This is a genomic window from Ochrobactrum sp. C6C9, assembly GCF_022627935.1.
In the GTDB taxonomy this organism is placed as follows: Bacteria; Pseudomonadota; Alphaproteobacteria; order Rhizobiales; family Rhizobiaceae; genus Brucella; species Brucella teleogrylli.
The window spans coordinates 1-14,791 of sequence record NZ_JABXGB010000053.1 but is presented as its reverse complement, the minus strand read 5'-3'; the positions used below and the strand labels follow the sequence as shown (position 1 = coordinate 14,791).

The following is a 14,791-nucleotide window of genomic DNA, read 5'->3' as shown; positions in this document are numbered from 1 at the left end:
CGCTCATTCATCGAATGAGCGAAACCGCAAAAGTTCAAGCGCAAACCCAAAATCAATGGGGCAGAGACGGCGCATACTACCCTCCCGTTGTCTCAAGGGCGGGCGCGATCTGGGGCTGCAATAAGGATAACAAGTTCATTGCACCACACCTGACAGACGACCTGCGCAAACCCTGAAGGCGCGCATGCGAATAACGCAGTCGAATGCTGATTAGAAATAGCGCGGGGTCGCTTATGCGATTGTCGCACGGGTGGTGCAGATGCCCGAGTTCTGCGGTTTTACCGGCTTTTAGAAAATACCTCATTTCAGCCCAAATCTCCAACGGAATGTTTGGGTTTAGACCGAAAAGGAACGACTTTGGGGTCCGCTGGCGGCGATAAAAGATGCTGGATGGGCGCCAGAATTTCTTCGACGATGCGTAGCGTCTTTTGCTGTGGATCGAGCGTCTCGCGTTCCAGCCGTTGGGATCTGAGATCGGCATTATGTAGCGCGTTCCGGAAAATGCGCATGTCCGATCGCAGGCCATCAGCGAAGGGGGCATTCAATCCGGCTCGCCATCGGCCCAAGAGGCGCAGTGTCGCGCTGATACCGAGCGCGATGTCAGCAGCATACCTGACGCTGGACGGGCTCCGGAGCGCAGCGGCAGCGGCGCCGGCAAACGCCGTCGCCAGACGTTCCTGCTCGGCGGCTGTAATCGAAGGCTGTTTGCCAACGGCAGTTTCCAGCTCGCATAGTGCGCTCCCCAGTTCATAGGCCGGCTGATCGCTGCGCGCCGCTCGCGCCAAATCGAATACTAAGCCGTCGACGCAAGGGCGTTCCGGGCCGTAATGGGATCGATTGTTGAGCGTAGCGTGCATTTTTCCGACCTACGATTGTTGATACGGTCGAAAATACAGGCGCGATCCTTGCGATAAAACAGGCTTCGGAATTGGACAAATCGCAAAATGGCAGTGCGGAGAATGGGGAGGGCGGTGCGGACGTATCGTCCGGAAAGTTCTGGCAGACTGAAAATTTGTATGGGCGTCCGGTGGCGCCAGCGCTGGCCGTTCGGGCTGATGCCAGGGGTCGGGCCCGCCCTTCGATGCCACCCGGCGCCACCTTGCGATAGCTCTGGCGAAGATAGTGGAGTACGAAGGGGAGTGGAGGATCGACATGTCTGAAGTTTTACGCTCACTCGAAGCCAGTGAAGACCCAATTGATAAAGAGATGGCGCGTGTGCTGCGCATATATCAAAACGTCGGTGAGAGATTAGGATCCGGCCGTCTGCTAGGGTACGAACCCAAAGATATTCGTGAGCTCGGAGCCATAGAAGTCATCCAAAAACGCGTGCGTAACGCGGCGAGCGGTTTTAACAAAATCCCCGCTGAAGATAGCTATGAAGCAGTTGTCGATAGGTTTCCTGACCGTTTTGATGCTGACGTCGTTACGATTGCCCGAGAACGCTTGTCTGCTGATGCTAACGTATTTTCTCCCACTGACGACCCGGTACAGCTTGACGCTCGCGTGACAGATCTGGTTCAGCGGGAATATTTGCCAGTGCCAAAAGGGCAAATCAAGCCTCGCCGAAAGACCGTCGCAACGACCGTCTTTGAACGGGATCCGGCGGTTAAAGCCTATATCTTGAAGCAAGCTAAGGGGCGCTGTGAGGCCTGCAATTCCGAAGCCCCGTTCAAAATGTACTCGGGTTTGGGATATCTCGAAGTGCATCACCTGAAGCCGTTGGCGATGGGCGGGAGCGATCGCGTGCAGAATGCGGTTGCGCTCTGCCCAAATTGCCACCGAGCTATGCACTATGCTGAAGATATGGACCTGCGAGCCGAAAGGCTATTTGAGAAGTTTGGCCGATTGATCCCCGAATGAAGTGATCGACGATGTCGTGTCGCAAAATGTATACTTTGTGAGAATGTCGCTTGACGTGTCTCTCTTTATGTCTCATATATCTGTTATTATTAACTCTAGGATATATGAGACATGGCGCTGGTAGCTTACATCCGCGTTTCGTCAATTGGGCAAAGCCTGGACGTGCAACGCGATAAGATGCTGGCGCTTGGCGTCGAGCCCGATCATCTTTTCGAAGAGAAGCGTTCGGGCGTCGACAGCAACCGGCCGGCCCTGAAAGAAGCGCTTCGATTTGCCCGGAAAGGCGATACGTTCGTCATCACGAAAATTGATAGACTTGCCAGATCCGCAGCCGATTTACTTTCAATCGTCAAGGATCTGCAGGGAAAGGGCGTCGAACTGCGCGTTCTCGATCAGAGCATAGATACGAGCAATCCTGCCGGGCGCGCAATGCTACAAATGCTGGGCGTCTTTGCCGAGTTTGAGACGGCCATCCGCGCAGAACGTCAAATGGATGGTATCGCGAAAGCAAGGGAAAAAGGCACCAAGTTTGGGCGTAAGACGCAAGCAACGCCGGATATAGTGATGGAAATTCAGCGGTTGCGAGGCGACGGCGCGCTGATCAAGGATATCATGGCGCGTACCGGATTGAGCAAAGCCACGGTTTACCGAGCGTTGGGCGAGAAAAGCCTTGGCGAATAAAAAGGGCTGCTCGGCCCCTTATCGGCAAAAGTCTCATACGGAAACAGAAACGGCGGCTAGATAGCCGCCGTTAAAGCCTTAATGCGTGACTAATGCTTTTGCATGTTACTGATGAAGCTGGAAAATACGTCGTAGGGCATATCTGCCACGAACACCAAACGCCCACTATCCGCAGCGTCGTTAGCTCCTGGTAAATCGCGATGGCGCGGATGTCGGGCATTAAACAGCGCCACAGTGAAAGTGTCGTCGAACGCCTCGTGGTCGCCTCGCAATGCGTCAATGAGGATGTTTTCGTATTTATGAGCCGTTTCGACTGACACAATCTGCTTATACGTGACAAGCGAAAGACCGTATTCGATTACCGGCATTGAATTCGACGTCATCTTGGTAGCTCCTAGCTATTTCTCATTGTTGATAAAAAGTCCGGATTTGAGAACTGGCTACCGCAGTCTGACGATTTTAGGCGCAAGCCTTGGACATTCCGTCAGCGGCCGGACTTGGGTCAGTGATCAGCCAACCCAGCAGCGATAGTATCGCTTCGCTAGTCTCTTTTCCACTCCCGAGTTTGATTAATAGTTAATGTATTGTCAATACAGAATGAATATTTTCAAGTATGTATGACGTCTGTTGATTGTATGTCGATCGTATTAATCATAATCATACAAGATTTGTACTGCAAAAAACATAATATCTGCTATATTATCAAATATGTAAATTAGAAAAGGAGGGATATCGTGACTGAAGAACATCGATATCTGAAGGACGCGGAAGTCGCTGAGATACTTCGATGCGCCGAACGCGGAGTGAAACACCTGCGGTTGTCCGGTAAATTGCCGTATCTCCCCGGGCGGCCAGCGCTCATAGATCGCGAGGATTTAAGGCGATGGATCGATGATAGAAAAATACGGGCTACGAAATCTCTTGTTGAGGCGAGTAGCCCAGATCCAGAAGCGTTGAAACGTGCTAGGGAAAAGGCGCGAGAAGTATGGATGAAGAAACGGCAAAAGAGCCGATCAGGCTGCTAACCCAATCAGAAGTAGGGGTGAAAATCGGTAAATCGGAAAGCGTCGTTCGATCACTAAGAACGAAGAGTTTGATTTCTTACCTACCGGGGAAACCCGTTCTTTTTGAAGAATGCGATGTTGACGCTTATATCGCTGCCCGTGACGCTGCGAAATACGCTAAGAAGGCGCCCTACATCGTAGGAACGCCCGAGTACAAGCAGCGGATCGCAAAAGAACAATTTATGCGCATTCATATGGACATGTTTGTTCGGCGCCGACGCGAGGAAGAGCGACGCAACAAGTAGTGAAGATCAATCAAAAGCGGTGTCAGCCGATTTTGATCTGACCAGGCTTTCGATCTGGCGACGCTTGGTTTCGAGTTGACGCCTGTATGAGGCAAGCTCGTCACCCGTCATCTCGTGCAATTCCTTACCGGATGGCTTTTCGTCGTTTCGATCCGCGCGATTAAGCATTCCTCCTATTTCTAAAAGTGTCCTTGCTGCGTTAGATCTGGCCTGCGATGTCGATTTTGGGTCCCGGCACACTGAAAGAGCCGTTTCGTAAGCGATTTCGACACCTTCCACTTGGCTGCGTTTTCTTACAAGGTCGCGCCTCGCGAGGTCGTCATCTGTGAAACCGTCAGATTGCATATTCATCCGAACACTCCAATATTCTGATTTGCGTTGCGAACCGTTTCTAGTTCGCGGAGCATACATTCCAGTCTTTTACGCTCGGCTGCCAAAGCAGCCACTTCCGGGCTTGCTGGTTGTGTTTCAGCGTTAGCGATACGCTGTCGTAAATCCTCATTGTTCACTCGCTCTAGCCGTCTGCGCTCGCGTTCCGCTTTCGGGCCGGGCATGTGCGCAGATTTCCACTTCTCGTATTCCTGGCGCTCTTCTGGCGTCATGGATGATATGCGCTTGTTGCGCGACTTTTCGATCCGGCGCTTGTCGGCGAGCTTCCGTTCTGCTCGCGCAACCGCGTGGCGGGAGTTTCCATCGGGCAGCTGGTGCTTATGCCAACCTTTACCCTTAGGTATGCGGCCACCGTGAAACTTGCACCGACCGTTTTCCATGGCGAGATTTTTGCAGGGTTCGCCGTCCTTCTTGTTCGTCGCGCCACACTTCGGTTTTTTAGCTCTGCGCGAATTGATCTCGAAACATGCGCGCCGAGCCTGCTCACGATGTCGCGCCGAGCCGATGTAATTTTGTAAACTACGCGGCGTGCGTGTCACCCTCGAACGCCTCCGATACACCCGTATATATGAGTTATCGCCAGCATATGCGTATTACGCATATCCAGCGTTTTGCGGACTTTGCGGCTTGCGCGCGCATAAGATAGATTTCTCTTCACATTCCCAATGACTGGGGAATTAATAATATAAGAAGAGAGAAAAAAGGCTCTGTATGTTCGCGTACGCAAGCCGCAAAGTCCGCACTTTGAATGGGCAAACATCATTTTACGCCTCCAATCCGGACAATATGTCCTCAGAAGTGAAATCGTTGCGCGCCTTAACTGCTTGTTGAATACGCGCGCGCTTTTCTTCGCGCGTCTTCCGTTCCCAATCTGCCCGCTGTTTGAAACGTTCGTGCACTGCCGGATTGATTTTCCATTGGCTCGGCCCTCGGCTGGTTGTCTTTGAAACGCGCACCCAACCGAAGCGATCAAGTTCTGCCATCGCGGCCTTCAGGGTTCTGTAATTCTGCTCCCCGCGAAGCTCTTTTTTGATGTCGGTGATGTCTCGCACCGTTACCGCGGTAAGGTCAGGCTTCGTTAGGAAGTGGCCAGCAATCCAGCGCGCCAGAACCGTGTCGTCGGCGCCTTGGTAGTTCGTTTCGTAGAACTGCAAGCCGTGGCGTACGAGATAGCTGGAAAACGCAACAGCTCGACGCGCGACGTCTTCGGAAACTTCCCATGTGGGATCGACAACGCCTAGAAACTCCACCATCTCGACTGCATGGAAAGTCAGTGCGATGCGGTGAAGGAAGTTCTCCCATTTGTTGACATGCCCGATCCAATCATCGCTCGCGCCTGGGATATGCATCAGCGTTTTAATTTTGCGCCAGCCATCCTGCAGAACCATATAGGCGGCTGGTGACAGCCGAACCGGTGTTTTCGATCCATATTCCGCGGTTGCCAGTTGACGAACGATATGGGCGTACCGGTGCCCGGCTTCGATATCTGGCGCTTCGTCCAAGCCTTCTCGTTCGACACCATCATGCACAACAAAAAGAAAACGCTGAAGCAAGCCATCGCCGCCCAGATCCCGCACACATGTGGCTATCTTTTTCGGTTGGGTGCCTGCCAGGATGCCGAGCAACGCGTGTTCCGCATAAACAGAACTTTGTCCGTTCACGCGATCCTTGCTAATAGCGCGACCGTCGAACATGCCTAGAAAATTGCCGCGGTCACCGTCGCCAGTCTTCTTATATGCTCCGAAAGAGCCCAGAAGCGCCGATAGTTCGTCCGGCACGCGGAGCACACCGCGCGGGTTATCGGCCTGGATCTTGATAAGCTGCTCAATCGTCGTGTCATCCACGAGAGTGCGCCGCATTCGTGGTTCGGGACCGCAAATGTTTGCCGTAGCTTTATTGCGTTTGCGCTCCGACCAGTCTTTATGTCGCGCACAATCGATTTTACGCCACTCCGTGTCTAGTTTTCGCAATGGCGCTATTGCAGACGATATCATGGGGGATTTCGCAGATCCGGGAGGAGCAACAAGGCAAATCCACAGCGAAGCGGGAAGGGCCCATGTGTTATCCATGCTGCGGGCCTGAATGTTCAACGAGCTTCCAACCGCGGCCGCTACAGTTGCCAATGCGGATGCAGCAGCGAACGACAGCGGCACGCCCTTGCGCCGGGCTTCACTGCGGGCCCATCGCTCCAATATGGGCGGCAAGGAACCGACCGGAGGCTCTGAAAGCCGTGTAGGGAGCTCGTCTCCGAAAAGGTCGATCGGTTCCGGCCAACTCTCTTTGGGTTCGTCAGGAAACAAGCCTCCATCCTGTCGATTGGCTGCTTCCGGATCAAACCACTTAATGGCGTTTTCTACCGCGTCGGCCGTAGGCGTTGTTTTTACCCAATCACGGGCAATCTGACGGCAAAGCTGATCGTCATCATATTTGTCCCAAAACTCGCTGATCTGCGGCCAAACATGTAGCAACTGCGCGAACTCTGTGACTGAAAATTCAGGCTGCCGAACACGCTGGATTTGATACGCGAGCGCAAAATGCCATTCGCTGGTCGATCCGGATTTGGCCCCCTTCACATGGCTTGGGTCACCTTCCCATATGGATTGTAGTTGGGGATTTTTGTCACATGCGACAGCGAACCGATTTCGAAGATCGACGGGTAGCGCTTCGAAGGTCGAGCACTCAGAAGCCTGGGCAAGGTCGATCTCTGTCATGGTTTGTGAAACTCGCGGATCCAGATCAGACGCGACACTGCCCGGCGACGTGACGGGCGCTAACTCACGGATCTGCCGCATGCCGTAGGTGGGGCCGTTGAAATGCAGCAGTTTTGCAGGTCGTTCGATCCGTCCGCGCGCCCGTTTGTTTGCGTCCGGAACGTTAAGCATGCCAGGCAATCTGAAAATGCGATCTATATTCTGAACCCGATCCCCGTCGTACTGACACGCAAGCCCGCGGCCGAAGCTTTCAATCTCGCTGGCGATTTCGGGGGTGGCTGGCACGGTCTCGTCGATTAACCAGCACGCTTGAAAGCCCCCGCCGCTATCCCAAACAGCGGTCGGCGGAAAATCGCTGTCTGCTGCGTTGATAAACTGTTGCCGGATGCGTTCACGAGACGGTTCCAGCTGAATACCGTCGTCAGGATCAACGTCAACGCACAAGGCTCGAACCCCCGATATATCAGCTTTGCTGAGTTTGCCGTTGGGGGAATTCGGACGCGGCTCGTTCAAAGAGAAATAGTAGTTGTCGCGACCGTATCCGTCGGCAAGATACCCTCGAATGGCATCCCATTGACCTGGCTCGAAAGTTCGCCCACGCGGCGCATGTTTCGCGTTACCCGTCCGATCAATTTCGATGCGAACGATATTGTGTCGGCCAGTTGGGTCAAGCTTCTTTAAAAAGCTAACCGCTTCATCAACGGCACGATAAATTTCAAGGTCAGACTTAATAGAAAGAGATCTGCTAGCGAGAAAATCGCCTAGCTTTTCGGAGTAGTTTTGTTGTATATTCATTTTGGAAACCTTCTGACCGGTTCGCCCCTGCAATGGGCGGCCGGTCTTTTCATTTGTCGTTGTTGACGATCAATCGAAGATGCTTGGGTTTGCGCGCCATGCGGCGTTCTCGGCGAAAACTCATCAAAAAGCCAAGGCTGAGTTCGTCGATCAGAATTCGCCCGTTGGTGCGATGAGTGTCGAGTATGCCGCAGCCGCAGTACGAATATATCGCCGAGCGAGACAGGCGTAGCTTCTCTGCGGCTTCGTGAACGGTTACGAAAGTGCGTTTTTGGTCGAGTTTCATTGGTCGCCTCATTAAAAATGAGCTCGAAACTGCGCTGCATATGTTTGCGATTAAAGACGGAGTATTCTGGTTCTCATCGCAAAGCCTACGCCGCTTGACGGTTTTTGCTATCGAGGACGGCCATTACGAGTTTCAATAGGTTCTCGCGCCGATTTATTTCTTCTACGAGATCTATACCGGAAAGCTTGACGTAGTTCTTGGTTCGCACTGCACGCCGATAAATGGCGTCCAGAGCGATCACATAATCGTAAGTCAGCTGAAAATGGATGGTGAAGAGACGTTCAAACAACGACGGCTCATTACGAAAAGCTCTGTATGCCCGGGTAAAGTTTCTTGGGTGGCAAGCCTCCGTAACCGATCTAATTTGTCCGACCTTAAAGCCCCATCCTTTTTGGCCGTTTGGAATGCCAATATTAAGATAGCCCGCAACCTTCTTGCGTCGGGCATGCTCAGAAATTTGGGGTGCTTCAAGCGCGTGCCGGAAATAAACAGCGTAAATCACTCGCTCTGGAATGCTGAAGAAGTCCGAGAAACAGGGGCCATTCTTGCGGTTGCGGTGGGGCAGCATTTGCAGTTCGATTGCGGACATCCGCCAATCTGTCACTTGTTCGATTGTCTTAGCTGGCGTGCTGTTCGGCAGGGCTACGGTGATTTCGCGAGATATTGCTGAACGTAGTGTGCCATAGGTAACCGAGCTTGGATCTGCGGTATGCACATCAGTGGGCGTTGGGGGCGGCGAGAAAGATAGCTCCGGAACGTCCGTTTCTATGATTTTCAGTCCTCGGTATAGAAATGCTCCAAGGCTGTGTGGTTCTGGCCGGCGATAGTCGTTTTGCCCCAACATTATGCGGCCTCCCGCACTTTTTTGGCCATCCATTCCTGAACAGCATTTAACGACCAACGAGCTGCGCAGCCCAGTTTAACGGGCACCGGGAAGTCGTCGGCAGCAATCAGCCTGTACAAATGGGGGCGCGACAGCCCGACGATATGCAGAACTTCCTTGCAGTTTATGAAGCGGTCGTGGAGCGGCGTCATGATGCCTCTCCCATGTCAGCATGTCGTTTTGTGTAGGAAGAGGGGCGCCAGTCCTCCGCAGCTTCGATCAGCTGAATGAGATCCCCTGTCGGAACGACCACCCGGCCACCCAAACGTTTCAATCGCAGTTTTCCTGCGTTAGCGCAGCGATAGAGCGTCGTTCGGGACACACCAGATATTTGGGAAGCGAGTTGTAGAGAAACAAATGCGCGGCGTTGCCACGGCAAGGAGCCGTTCGGGCGCGTTGAAACGTCCATGATGGAAACCTTCAAGTTGATAACGGTAAGCCACGCAAGCTATCCAGCTCAACAGTTTCATCAGGTACGTCATAAAGGGCGCGTGGTTCGATCATGTTAACAATGTTCGCTCAGGACAGCAAGAGAGGTTATCCAAAGGCGCCTAAGTTCGCAGTCCGCAGAGTGTCCAATTCATCTGCCCACCACTGCGTCATTTTCAATCTGTCGTCCCAGTAAGCGGCGCGGTGATAGGCTCTACGCACCTGATTGCTGTCGGCATGGGCAAGCTCGGCTTCAATGGCATCAGCTGGCCATAGACCCGTTTCGTTCAACATCGTGGATGCGCTGGCTCGAAAACCGTGGCTCGTAACCTGATCAGTCGTGTAGCCCATCCGGCGGAGAGCGGCGTTGAATGTGTTCTCACTAATTGGCTTGAACCGGGACCGGATTGATGGAAACACCAGCGCGCCGTCTCCTGTGTGTTTGTGAATTCCGTCCAGGATGGTGACGGCCTGTTTCGGAAGCGGCTTGCGATGTTCTCGACGCATCTTTGTTCGTTCTGCGGGAATAACCCACGTCGCGTCTTTCAAGTCGAATTCGTTCCAGTTCGCCATTCTCAATTCACCGGGGCGGGGATAGAGAATCACCATCAGCTGTAGAGCTGCGCGTGTTTCGGGGGTTCCGTCGTAATTCCAGATTGCACGTAGTAACCCGCCGAATGCCACTCTGTCGGTGATCGCCGCGCGGTGTTTGTGGGTGGGAGCGATCAGAGCACCGCGCAGCGCTACAGTGGGATCATTCTCGGCTCGCGCCGTTGCTATGGCATAGCGAAACACTTGGCCAATGGTCGCTCGCATACGTTTAGCCGTCTCGTAACGTCCACCTGCCTCAACCTGCCGCAGCGCTTCCAGCACTTCCGCAGCCGTGATTTCCGCTATCGGGCGGCTGCCGAGAGTAGGGCGCGCGAAGTCGAGCACCCACCGCTTCTTTATCATAGTGGCGTCTGCGCGGCCTTCGCGCTGAAATTTCGCCAGAACTTCGTCGGCGATTACGTCAAACGTGTTAGCGGCTGTAATCTTTTTCGCTCGTTTATCAGCTTTGGCTTGCTGGCTCGGGTCGGTGCCTTGGGCAAGCAGCTCTTTTGCACTGTCACGACGTTTCCGCGCGTCTGCGAGTGAAATCGCAGGATAAGCGCCGAGCGCCAGAAGTTTCTGTTTTCCTTCGAAACGATATGCTAGCCGCCATAGCTTCGAACCTGACGGGTTTACGAGCAAATGAAGCCCGCCGGCATCGCTGTATTTCTTCGGGGATGGGGTCGATTTGATGTTGCGAATGGCTGTGTCTGTCAGCGGCATTGTTGGTATCTCTTGTGTTGGTATCGGCGAATTCGCCAGCTACCAACAACGATACCAACAAAATTCCGAGCTGCAACGAGACGGCCAGAGACAGCTAGATACACGTCTATACGCCCAAAAACCACCTTTTGCGGGGTTTTAGCGGTATCTTGAGACACGCAGAGACAAGTAGAAAAAGATTTTTGGTGCCCCCAGAGAGACTCGAACTCCCGACCCCCTGATTACAAATCAGGTGCTCTACCAACTGAGCTATAAGGGCACTTCACAATACAGTGTTGTATCGAACCGGTTTTGGTCGCAAATCGCTTCCGCATCGCGGTTAGCGCTCGATTAGCACAAATGACGCGTCTGTAAAACGAAAATTCATCGCATTGAGGTCATGGCAACAGGGTTTTTCATGTGCTAGCCAGTAGACCGCGATGAGGACATGGCAAACTTATCAGGGTTGAACTGGGGAGCGAGACGGTAGACATGACAGACAAATCACTCGCGCTTCATTTTCTGTCGTCCGGGAGTGAAGAATCACTCGCGGCGCAGAAAGAACTCGTGAAACGCTATGGCCACGTGGCAGGCGAAGACGCCGATATCATCGTTGCGCTCGGCGGCGATGGCACCATGCTGCAGGCGCTGCGTGATTTCATGAATACCGGTACGCCGATCTATGGGATGAATCGCGGGTCCGTCGGCTTCCTGATGAATGAGTTTAGCGTCGATAATCTGTGCGAGCGCATTCTCGCCGCACAGATGGAAACGATCCGCCCGCTGGTCATGATCGCGGAGACCGAAAATTCAGCGCCGGTCGAAGCGCTTGCAATCAACGAAGTTTCGCTGTTTCGCCAATCCTATCAGGCAGCCAAGGTTCGCATATCGATCGATGGCAAGGTGCGGCTGGAAGAGCTGGTCTGTGACGGTGTGATGGTTGCAACGCCTGCCGGTTCGACCGCCTATAATCTGTCGGCGCAGGGGCCAATCCTCCCTCTGGAAGCACCGCTTCTTGCGCTGACGCCGGTGAGTCCGTTCCGGCCACGTCGCTGGGGGGGCGCATTGCTGCCAAAGCATGTAACGGTGCGCATGGATCTGCTTGAAACGGAAAAGCGCCCGGTTAATGCGGTGGCTGACAATAACGAAGTCAAATCGGTAACGTCGGTTACGGTGCGCGAGGCGCCGAACAGCCAGGTAGCCATTTTGTTCGATAAGAACCATTCCTGGGACGAGCGGATTTTGACGGAACAGTTCCGGCATTGATCTGAAAAGTCTATAGATTTCGGGTAAGATTATGCGCAAGCAAAGATGAAAAACTTCCGTGTGTGACAATCCTCTAATGTCATCAATTTGATTTAATTCGATTAGAAACGGCGTTGATTGGCGTCGATTATCGTTTTGTGCAGAACTATCAAAGCAATTTGATATCGTATGATGGTATTTTGGTTGACTTTTGCACGCTGCGGACGTAGGCGATGCTGCAAGAAAACGCTAGATGCGTTGCAGACGCCTTTTCTGCTTTGGTCCTGCGCCCGATGACGCGGCTGCAATGACAGGATGGGCGGAACACGTTTCCGAACCAGAGAGCTGCGCCTCCATTGACGACATTTGCCGAACTCGGTCTTTCCCCGAAAGTGCTTGCTGCTGTAGAAGCGGCAGGATACACCGCGCCTACACCCATTCAGGCTGGCGCCATTCCGCCCGCGTTAGAGCGCAAGGATGTGCTTGGTATCGCCCAGACGGGGACGGGCAAGACGGCTTCTTTCGTTCTGCCGATGCTGACGCTCCTGGAAAAAGGCCGCGCTCGCGCACGTATGCCGCGCACGCTCATTCTGGAGCCGACGCGTGAACTCGCAGCGCAGGTTGAAGAAAACTTCGTCAAATATGGCGTCAATCATCGCCTGAACGTCGCCCTGCTGATCGGCGGCGTTTCGTTCGACGAACAGGAGCGCAAGCTGGAGCGCGGCGCGGACGTGCTGATTGCAACGCCGGGCCGTCTTCTCGATCATTTCGAACGCGGCAAGCTTTTGCTGACCGGCGTTGAAATTCTGGTCATCGATGAAGCAGACCGTATGCTCGACATGGGCTTCATCCCGGACATCGAACGCATCTGCAAGCTGATCCCGTTCACGCGCCAGACGCTGTTCTTCTCCGCGACCATGCCGCCGGAAATCACCAAGCTCACCGAGCAGTTCCTGCATTCGCCATCCCGGATCGAAGTGGCCAAGGCTTCGTCCACGGCCAAGACCGTGACGCAGCGTCTGGTCAAGTCCAGCAAGAAGGATTGGGACAAGCGCGCCGCATTGCGCGATCTTATCCGCGCCGAAGGCGACACGCTCAAGAATGCGATCATCTTCTGCAACCGCAAGAAGGATGTGTCGGAGCTGTTCCGTTCGCTGGTGCGTCACGAGTTCAACGCCGGTGCCTTGCATGGCGATATGGACCAGCGCGCCCGCATGACGATGCTGTCCAACTTCAAGGACGGCAAGCTGCAGCTGCTGGTCGCTTCCGATGTGGCCGCACGTGGTCTCGACATTCCTGACGTCAGCCACGTTTTCAACTTCGATGTGCCGATTCACTCGGAAGACTATGTCCACCGCATTGGCCGTACAGGCCGCGCTGGTCGCTCCGGCAAGGCGTTCACCATCGTGACGCCGTCGGACACGAAATACCTTGCCGCGATTGAAAACATGATTGGCGAGAAGATTGAATGGGTCGATGGCGATCTGTCCACGCTTGCGCCGTCCGACGAGGCTGATGATCAGCCGCGCAAGGGCCGGAATGCGCGTGGCAAGGGCAAGGACTCGCAGCGCGACAGCAAGGGCAAAGACAAGGGGCGGGACAAGAGCATGGATAAACCGAAGGAAAAGGTCGCTTCGATTGAAGCGCTCGATCCGGCGGAACAGCCGCAGCCCATTATCGAATCCCACGACCGCCGCGACGCGATCCGCGCTTCCAACGACGAACGTCGTGGCAGGCCGCAGCATGACCAGCATAAGCAGCGCCGTCGTGATCGCGATGATGATGGTCCGTCGCCGGTTGGTTTCGGCAACGATATCCCTGCTTTCATGCTCATTCCGACGGGCATGTAAGCAGACTGCAGTTTTGAGATTGTTATTCGGCCGTGAAGGAACGCTTCGCGGCCGATTTCTTTTGGGGTTTTGATTGACCGCTGCGCAGGGCGGCTTCATAGGCGAGGCGCGCCCACTCAGTCATGATTTCAGGGTCATCGAAGGCTTCGCCCGGCACGCTCCAATAAGGCATGCCGACCGGATCGCCGCCTTTGCGCCCTTCATAGGTCCACTGCACCGATCCGGCATCGATGAAACGCGGACTGGTCAATGCGTCGGCTTTGAAAAGGAGTTCGTCGCGAACCACAAGCGCGAAGATCAACCCCTGATGATAAATGCCCTTGCCGCCGAACATGCGGCGGATGCTGATCGGGCCGAAATCCTGCAGCAGATCGCGGAGGGTTTCGTCATCCATTGGGGAGATTCCTTCGGAAGACCAGCCGCTTAAATCAGATCAGGCGGCGCCTTGCATCTGGCGGAGGCTTTCTGCCGAGGCGGGCGTCAGCTCAACCGATTCACCGCAGCCGCAGGCAGAGGTCTGGTTCGGGTTGTTGAACACGAAACCGGTGCGCAGCGTCGTCACTTCAAAATCCATCTGGGTTCCGAGCAGGAAAAGCACGGCTTCCGGGGCGATAAAGACCTTGGCGCCATCTTTCTCGGCAACATCGTCACCGGCTTTCGCTTCATTGGCGACATCGATGGTATATTCCATGCCTGCGCAGCCACCTTTTTTCACACCGACACGAATACCCAGCGCGCCTTCACGCGACTCAACAATCTCGCGAACGCGATTTGCTGCGGCTTCGGTTAGCGTCATGACTGCGAAACGGCCCATGGTTCATCTCTTCCGGTGTTATGCAGTGGCTTCGAAAGTGTGGCTTCATGCGCGAGAATCAACCAATCTCGTATGAAACCCGCGAGTTTCAAACCTCGCTGCCACGTTTTCACTATAGTTAGTGTTGTAACATCATTACCGCAAGACACCAAATCGAGAGCGCAGGCCGGTTGCCCGGCTGGCGGGCTTTGGGAAAGAGGAGATGTGAATGTCGATCGATCGGATGAAATCTCTGAGACTGGCTG

18 protein-coding genes and 1 tRNA gene are annotated in these 14,791 nt (G+C 54.1%); 6 read left to right on the top strand and 13 right to left on the bottom strand.

Annotation, left to right across the window (positions count from 1 at the left end; genetic code table 11):
* Positions 1-305 precede the first annotated feature (305 nt).
* Complete coding sequence (locus tag HWD97_RS23035) at positions 306-857, bottom strand: hypothetical protein (protein ID WP_371835706.1); 552 nt, start codon at positions 855-857, stop codon at positions 306-308.
* Between the two features lie 295 nt (positions 858-1,152).
* Between HWD97_RS23035 and HWD97_RS23030 the strand changes: the two genes are divergently transcribed.
* Both HWD97_RS23030 and HWD97_RS23025 read left to right on the top strand, forming a co-directional pair.
* Positions 1,153-1,860 (top strand): HNH endonuclease, encoded by a 708-nt coding sequence (locus tag HWD97_RS23030; protein ID WP_371835705.1) that lies wholly within the window; start codon positions 1,153-1,155, stop codon positions 1,858-1,860.
* A 111-nt stretch (positions 1,861-1,971) separates the two neighbouring features.
* The gene (locus HWD97_RS23025; protein ID WP_371835704.1) at positions 1,972-2,541 is read left to right on the top strand and encodes a recombinase family protein; all 570 of its coding nucleotides are present in this window, start codon (positions 1,972-1,974) and stop codon (positions 2,539-2,541) included.
* An 89-nt stretch (positions 2,542-2,630) separates the two neighbouring features.
* On the opposite strand, the gene HWD97_RS23020 is transcribed toward HWD97_RS23025, so the two are convergent.
* Positions 2,631-2,924, bottom strand: a complete 294-nt coding sequence (locus HWD97_RS23020) for a hypothetical protein (protein WP_371835703.1) — start codon at positions 2,922-2,924, stop codon at positions 2,631-2,633.
* A gap of 351 nt (positions 2,925-3,275) precedes the next feature.
* Here HWD97_RS23020 and HWD97_RS23015 point away from each other — a divergent pair, with 351 nt between their 5' ends.
* Both HWD97_RS23015 and HWD97_RS23010 read left to right on the top strand, forming a co-directional pair.
* On the top strand, positions 3,276-3,566 hold the full coding sequence (locus HWD97_RS23015; protein WP_371835702.1) for a helix-turn-helix domain-containing protein: 291 nt from the start codon (positions 3,276-3,278) through the stop codon (positions 3,564-3,566).
* A complete protein-coding gene (locus HWD97_RS23010) occupies positions 3,527-3,850 on the top strand; it encodes a hypothetical protein (RefSeq protein ID WP_371835701.1) in 324 nt (107 codons plus the stop codon). Before HWD97_RS23015 ends, HWD97_RS23010 begins: the two co-directional genes overlap by 40 nt.
* 6 nt (positions 3,851-3,856) lie before the next feature.
* On the opposite strand, the gene HWD97_RS23005 is transcribed toward HWD97_RS23010, so the two are convergent.
* The 9 genes from HWD97_RS23005 to HWD97_RS22965 form a co-directional block, all read right to left on the bottom strand.
* Positions 3,857-4,201, bottom strand: coding sequence for a hypothetical protein (locus HWD97_RS23005; protein ID WP_371835700.1), 345 nt, complete (start codon positions 4,199-4,201; stop codon positions 3,857-3,859).
* Complete coding sequence (locus tag HWD97_RS23000) at positions 4,198-4,779, bottom strand: HGGxSTG domain-containing protein (protein WP_371835699.1); 582 nt, start codon at positions 4,777-4,779, stop codon at positions 4,198-4,200. Before HWD97_RS23000 ends, HWD97_RS23005 begins: the two co-directional genes overlap by 4 nt.
* 225 nt (positions 4,780-5,004) lie before the next feature.
* Positions 5,005-7,746 (bottom strand): DUF3987 domain-containing protein, encoded by a 2,742-nt coding sequence (locus HWD97_RS22995; protein ID WP_371835698.1) that lies wholly within the window; start codon positions 7,744-7,746, stop codon positions 5,005-5,007.
* A 49-nt stretch (positions 7,747-7,795) separates the two neighbouring features.
* On the bottom strand, positions 7,796-8,032 hold the full coding sequence (locus tag HWD97_RS22990; RefSeq protein WP_371835697.1) for a hypothetical protein: 237 nt from the start codon (positions 8,030-8,032) through the stop codon (positions 7,796-7,798).
* Positions 8,033-8,117: 85 nt separating this feature from the next.
* Positions 8,118-8,876, bottom strand: coding sequence for a hypothetical protein (locus tag HWD97_RS22985; RefSeq protein WP_371835696.1), 759 nt, complete (start codon positions 8,874-8,876; stop codon positions 8,118-8,120).
* Positions 8,876-9,067 (bottom strand): helix-turn-helix transcriptional regulator, encoded by a 192-nt coding sequence (locus HWD97_RS22980; RefSeq protein WP_371835695.1) that lies wholly within the window; start codon positions 9,065-9,067, stop codon positions 8,876-8,878. Before HWD97_RS22980 ends, HWD97_RS22985 begins: the two co-directional genes overlap by 1 nt.
* Positions 9,064-9,324 carry a helix-turn-helix domain-containing protein gene (locus HWD97_RS22975; RefSeq protein ID WP_371835694.1) on the bottom strand — a complete coding sequence of 87 codons (261 nt, stop codon included), beginning with the start codon at positions 9,322-9,324 and terminating at the stop codon, positions 9,064-9,066. The genes HWD97_RS22980 and HWD97_RS22975 overlap by 4 nt, the downstream gene beginning before the upstream one ends.
* Before the next feature lie 128 nt (positions 9,325-9,452).
* Positions 9,453-10,658 (bottom strand): tyrosine-type recombinase/integrase, encoded by a 1,206-nt coding sequence (locus tag HWD97_RS22970; RefSeq protein WP_371835693.1) that lies wholly within the window; start codon positions 10,656-10,658, stop codon positions 9,453-9,455.
* A 183-nt stretch (positions 10,659-10,841) separates the two neighbouring features.
* Positions 10,842-10,917 (bottom strand) — tRNA-Thr (locus HWD97_RS22965).
* A gap of 212 nt (positions 10,918-11,129) precedes the next feature.
* On the opposite strand from HWD97_RS22965, the gene HWD97_RS22960 reads away from it, so the two are divergent.
* Positions 11,130-11,903, top strand: a complete 774-nt coding sequence (locus HWD97_RS22960; RefSeq protein ID WP_109369134.1) for an NAD kinase — start codon at positions 11,130-11,132, stop codon at positions 11,901-11,903.
* Between the two features lie 335 nt (positions 11,904-12,238).
* The gene (locus HWD97_RS22955; protein ID WP_121536232.1) at positions 12,239-13,732 is read left to right on the top strand and encodes a DEAD/DEAH box helicase; all 1,494 of its coding nucleotides are present in this window, start codon (positions 12,239-12,241) and stop codon (positions 13,730-13,732) included.
* Between the two features lie 22 nt (positions 13,733-13,754).
* On the opposite strand, the gene HWD97_RS22950 is transcribed toward HWD97_RS22955, so the two are convergent.
* Positions 13,755-14,126: a TfoX/Sxy family protein gene (locus HWD97_RS22950; protein ID WP_121536230.1), complete on the bottom strand. Its 372-nt coding sequence runs from the start codon at positions 14,124-14,126 to the stop codon at positions 13,755-13,757.
* Positions 14,127-14,165: 39 nt separating this feature from the next.
* Positions 14,166-14,546: a Fe-S cluster assembly scaffold SufA gene (gene sufA, locus HWD97_RS22945; protein WP_109369131.1), complete on the bottom strand. Its 381-nt coding sequence runs from the start codon at positions 14,544-14,546 to the stop codon at positions 14,166-14,168.
* Between the last annotated feature and the right edge of the window lie 245 nt (positions 14,547-14,791).

Excerpts from the sequence above, each read along its gene's own strand:
- HWD97_RS22985 (WP_371835696.1), bottom strand. The coding sequence starts at position 8,876 with ATGTTGGGGCAAAACGACTATCGCCGGCCAGAACCACACAGCCTTGGA.
- HWD97_RS22980 (WP_371835695.1), bottom strand. The coding sequence starts at position 9,067 with ATGACGCCGCTCCACGACCGCTTCATAAACTGCAAGGAAGTTCTGCAT.
- HWD97_RS22960 (WP_109369134.1), top strand. The coding sequence starts at position 11,130 with ATGACAGACAAATCACTCGCGCTTCATTTTCTGTCGTCCGGGAGTGAA.
- HWD97_RS23010 (WP_371835701.1), top strand. The coding sequence starts at position 3,527 with ATGGATGAAGAAACGGCAAAAGAGCCGATCAGGCTGCTAACCCAATCA.
- HWD97_RS22990 (WP_371835697.1), bottom strand. The coding sequence starts at position 8,032 with ATGAAACTCGACCAAAAACGCACTTTCGTAACCGTTCACGAAGCCGCA.
- HWD97_RS22975 (WP_371835694.1), bottom strand. The coding sequence starts at position 9,324 with ATGGACGTTTCAACGCGCCCGAACGGCTCCTTGCCGTGGCAACGCCGC.
- sufA (WP_109369131.1), bottom strand. The coding sequence starts at position 14,546 with ATGGGCCGTTTCGCAGTCATGACGCTAACCGAAGCCGCAGCAAATCGC.
- HWD97_RS22950 (WP_121536230.1), bottom strand. The coding sequence starts at position 14,126 with ATGGATGACGAAACCCTCCGCGATCTGCTGCAGGATTTCGGCCCGATC.
- HWD97_RS22970 (WP_371835693.1), bottom strand. The coding sequence starts at position 10,658 with ATGCCGCTGACAGACACAGCCATTCGCAACATCAAATCGACCCCATCC.
- HWD97_RS23020 (WP_371835703.1), bottom strand. The coding sequence starts at position 2,924 with ATGACGTCGAATTCAATGCCGGTAATCGAATACGGTCTTTCGCTTGTC.
- HWD97_RS23035 (WP_371835706.1), bottom strand. The coding sequence starts at position 857 with ATGCACGCTACGCTCAACAATCGATCCCATTACGGCCCGGAACGCCCT.
- HWD97_RS23025 (WP_371835704.1), top strand. The coding sequence starts at position 1,972 with ATGGCGCTGGTAGCTTACATCCGCGTTTCGTCAATTGGGCAAAGCCTG.
- HWD97_RS23030 (WP_371835705.1), top strand. The coding sequence starts at position 1,153 with ATGTCTGAAGTTTTACGCTCACTCGAAGCCAGTGAAGACCCAATTGAT.
- HWD97_RS22995 (WP_371835698.1), bottom strand. The coding sequence starts at position 7,746 with ATGAATATACAACAAAACTACTCCGAAAAGCTAGGCGATTTTCTCGCT.
- HWD97_RS23005 (WP_371835700.1), bottom strand. The coding sequence starts at position 4,201 with ATGAATATGCAATCTGACGGTTTCACAGATGACGACCTCGCGAGGCGC.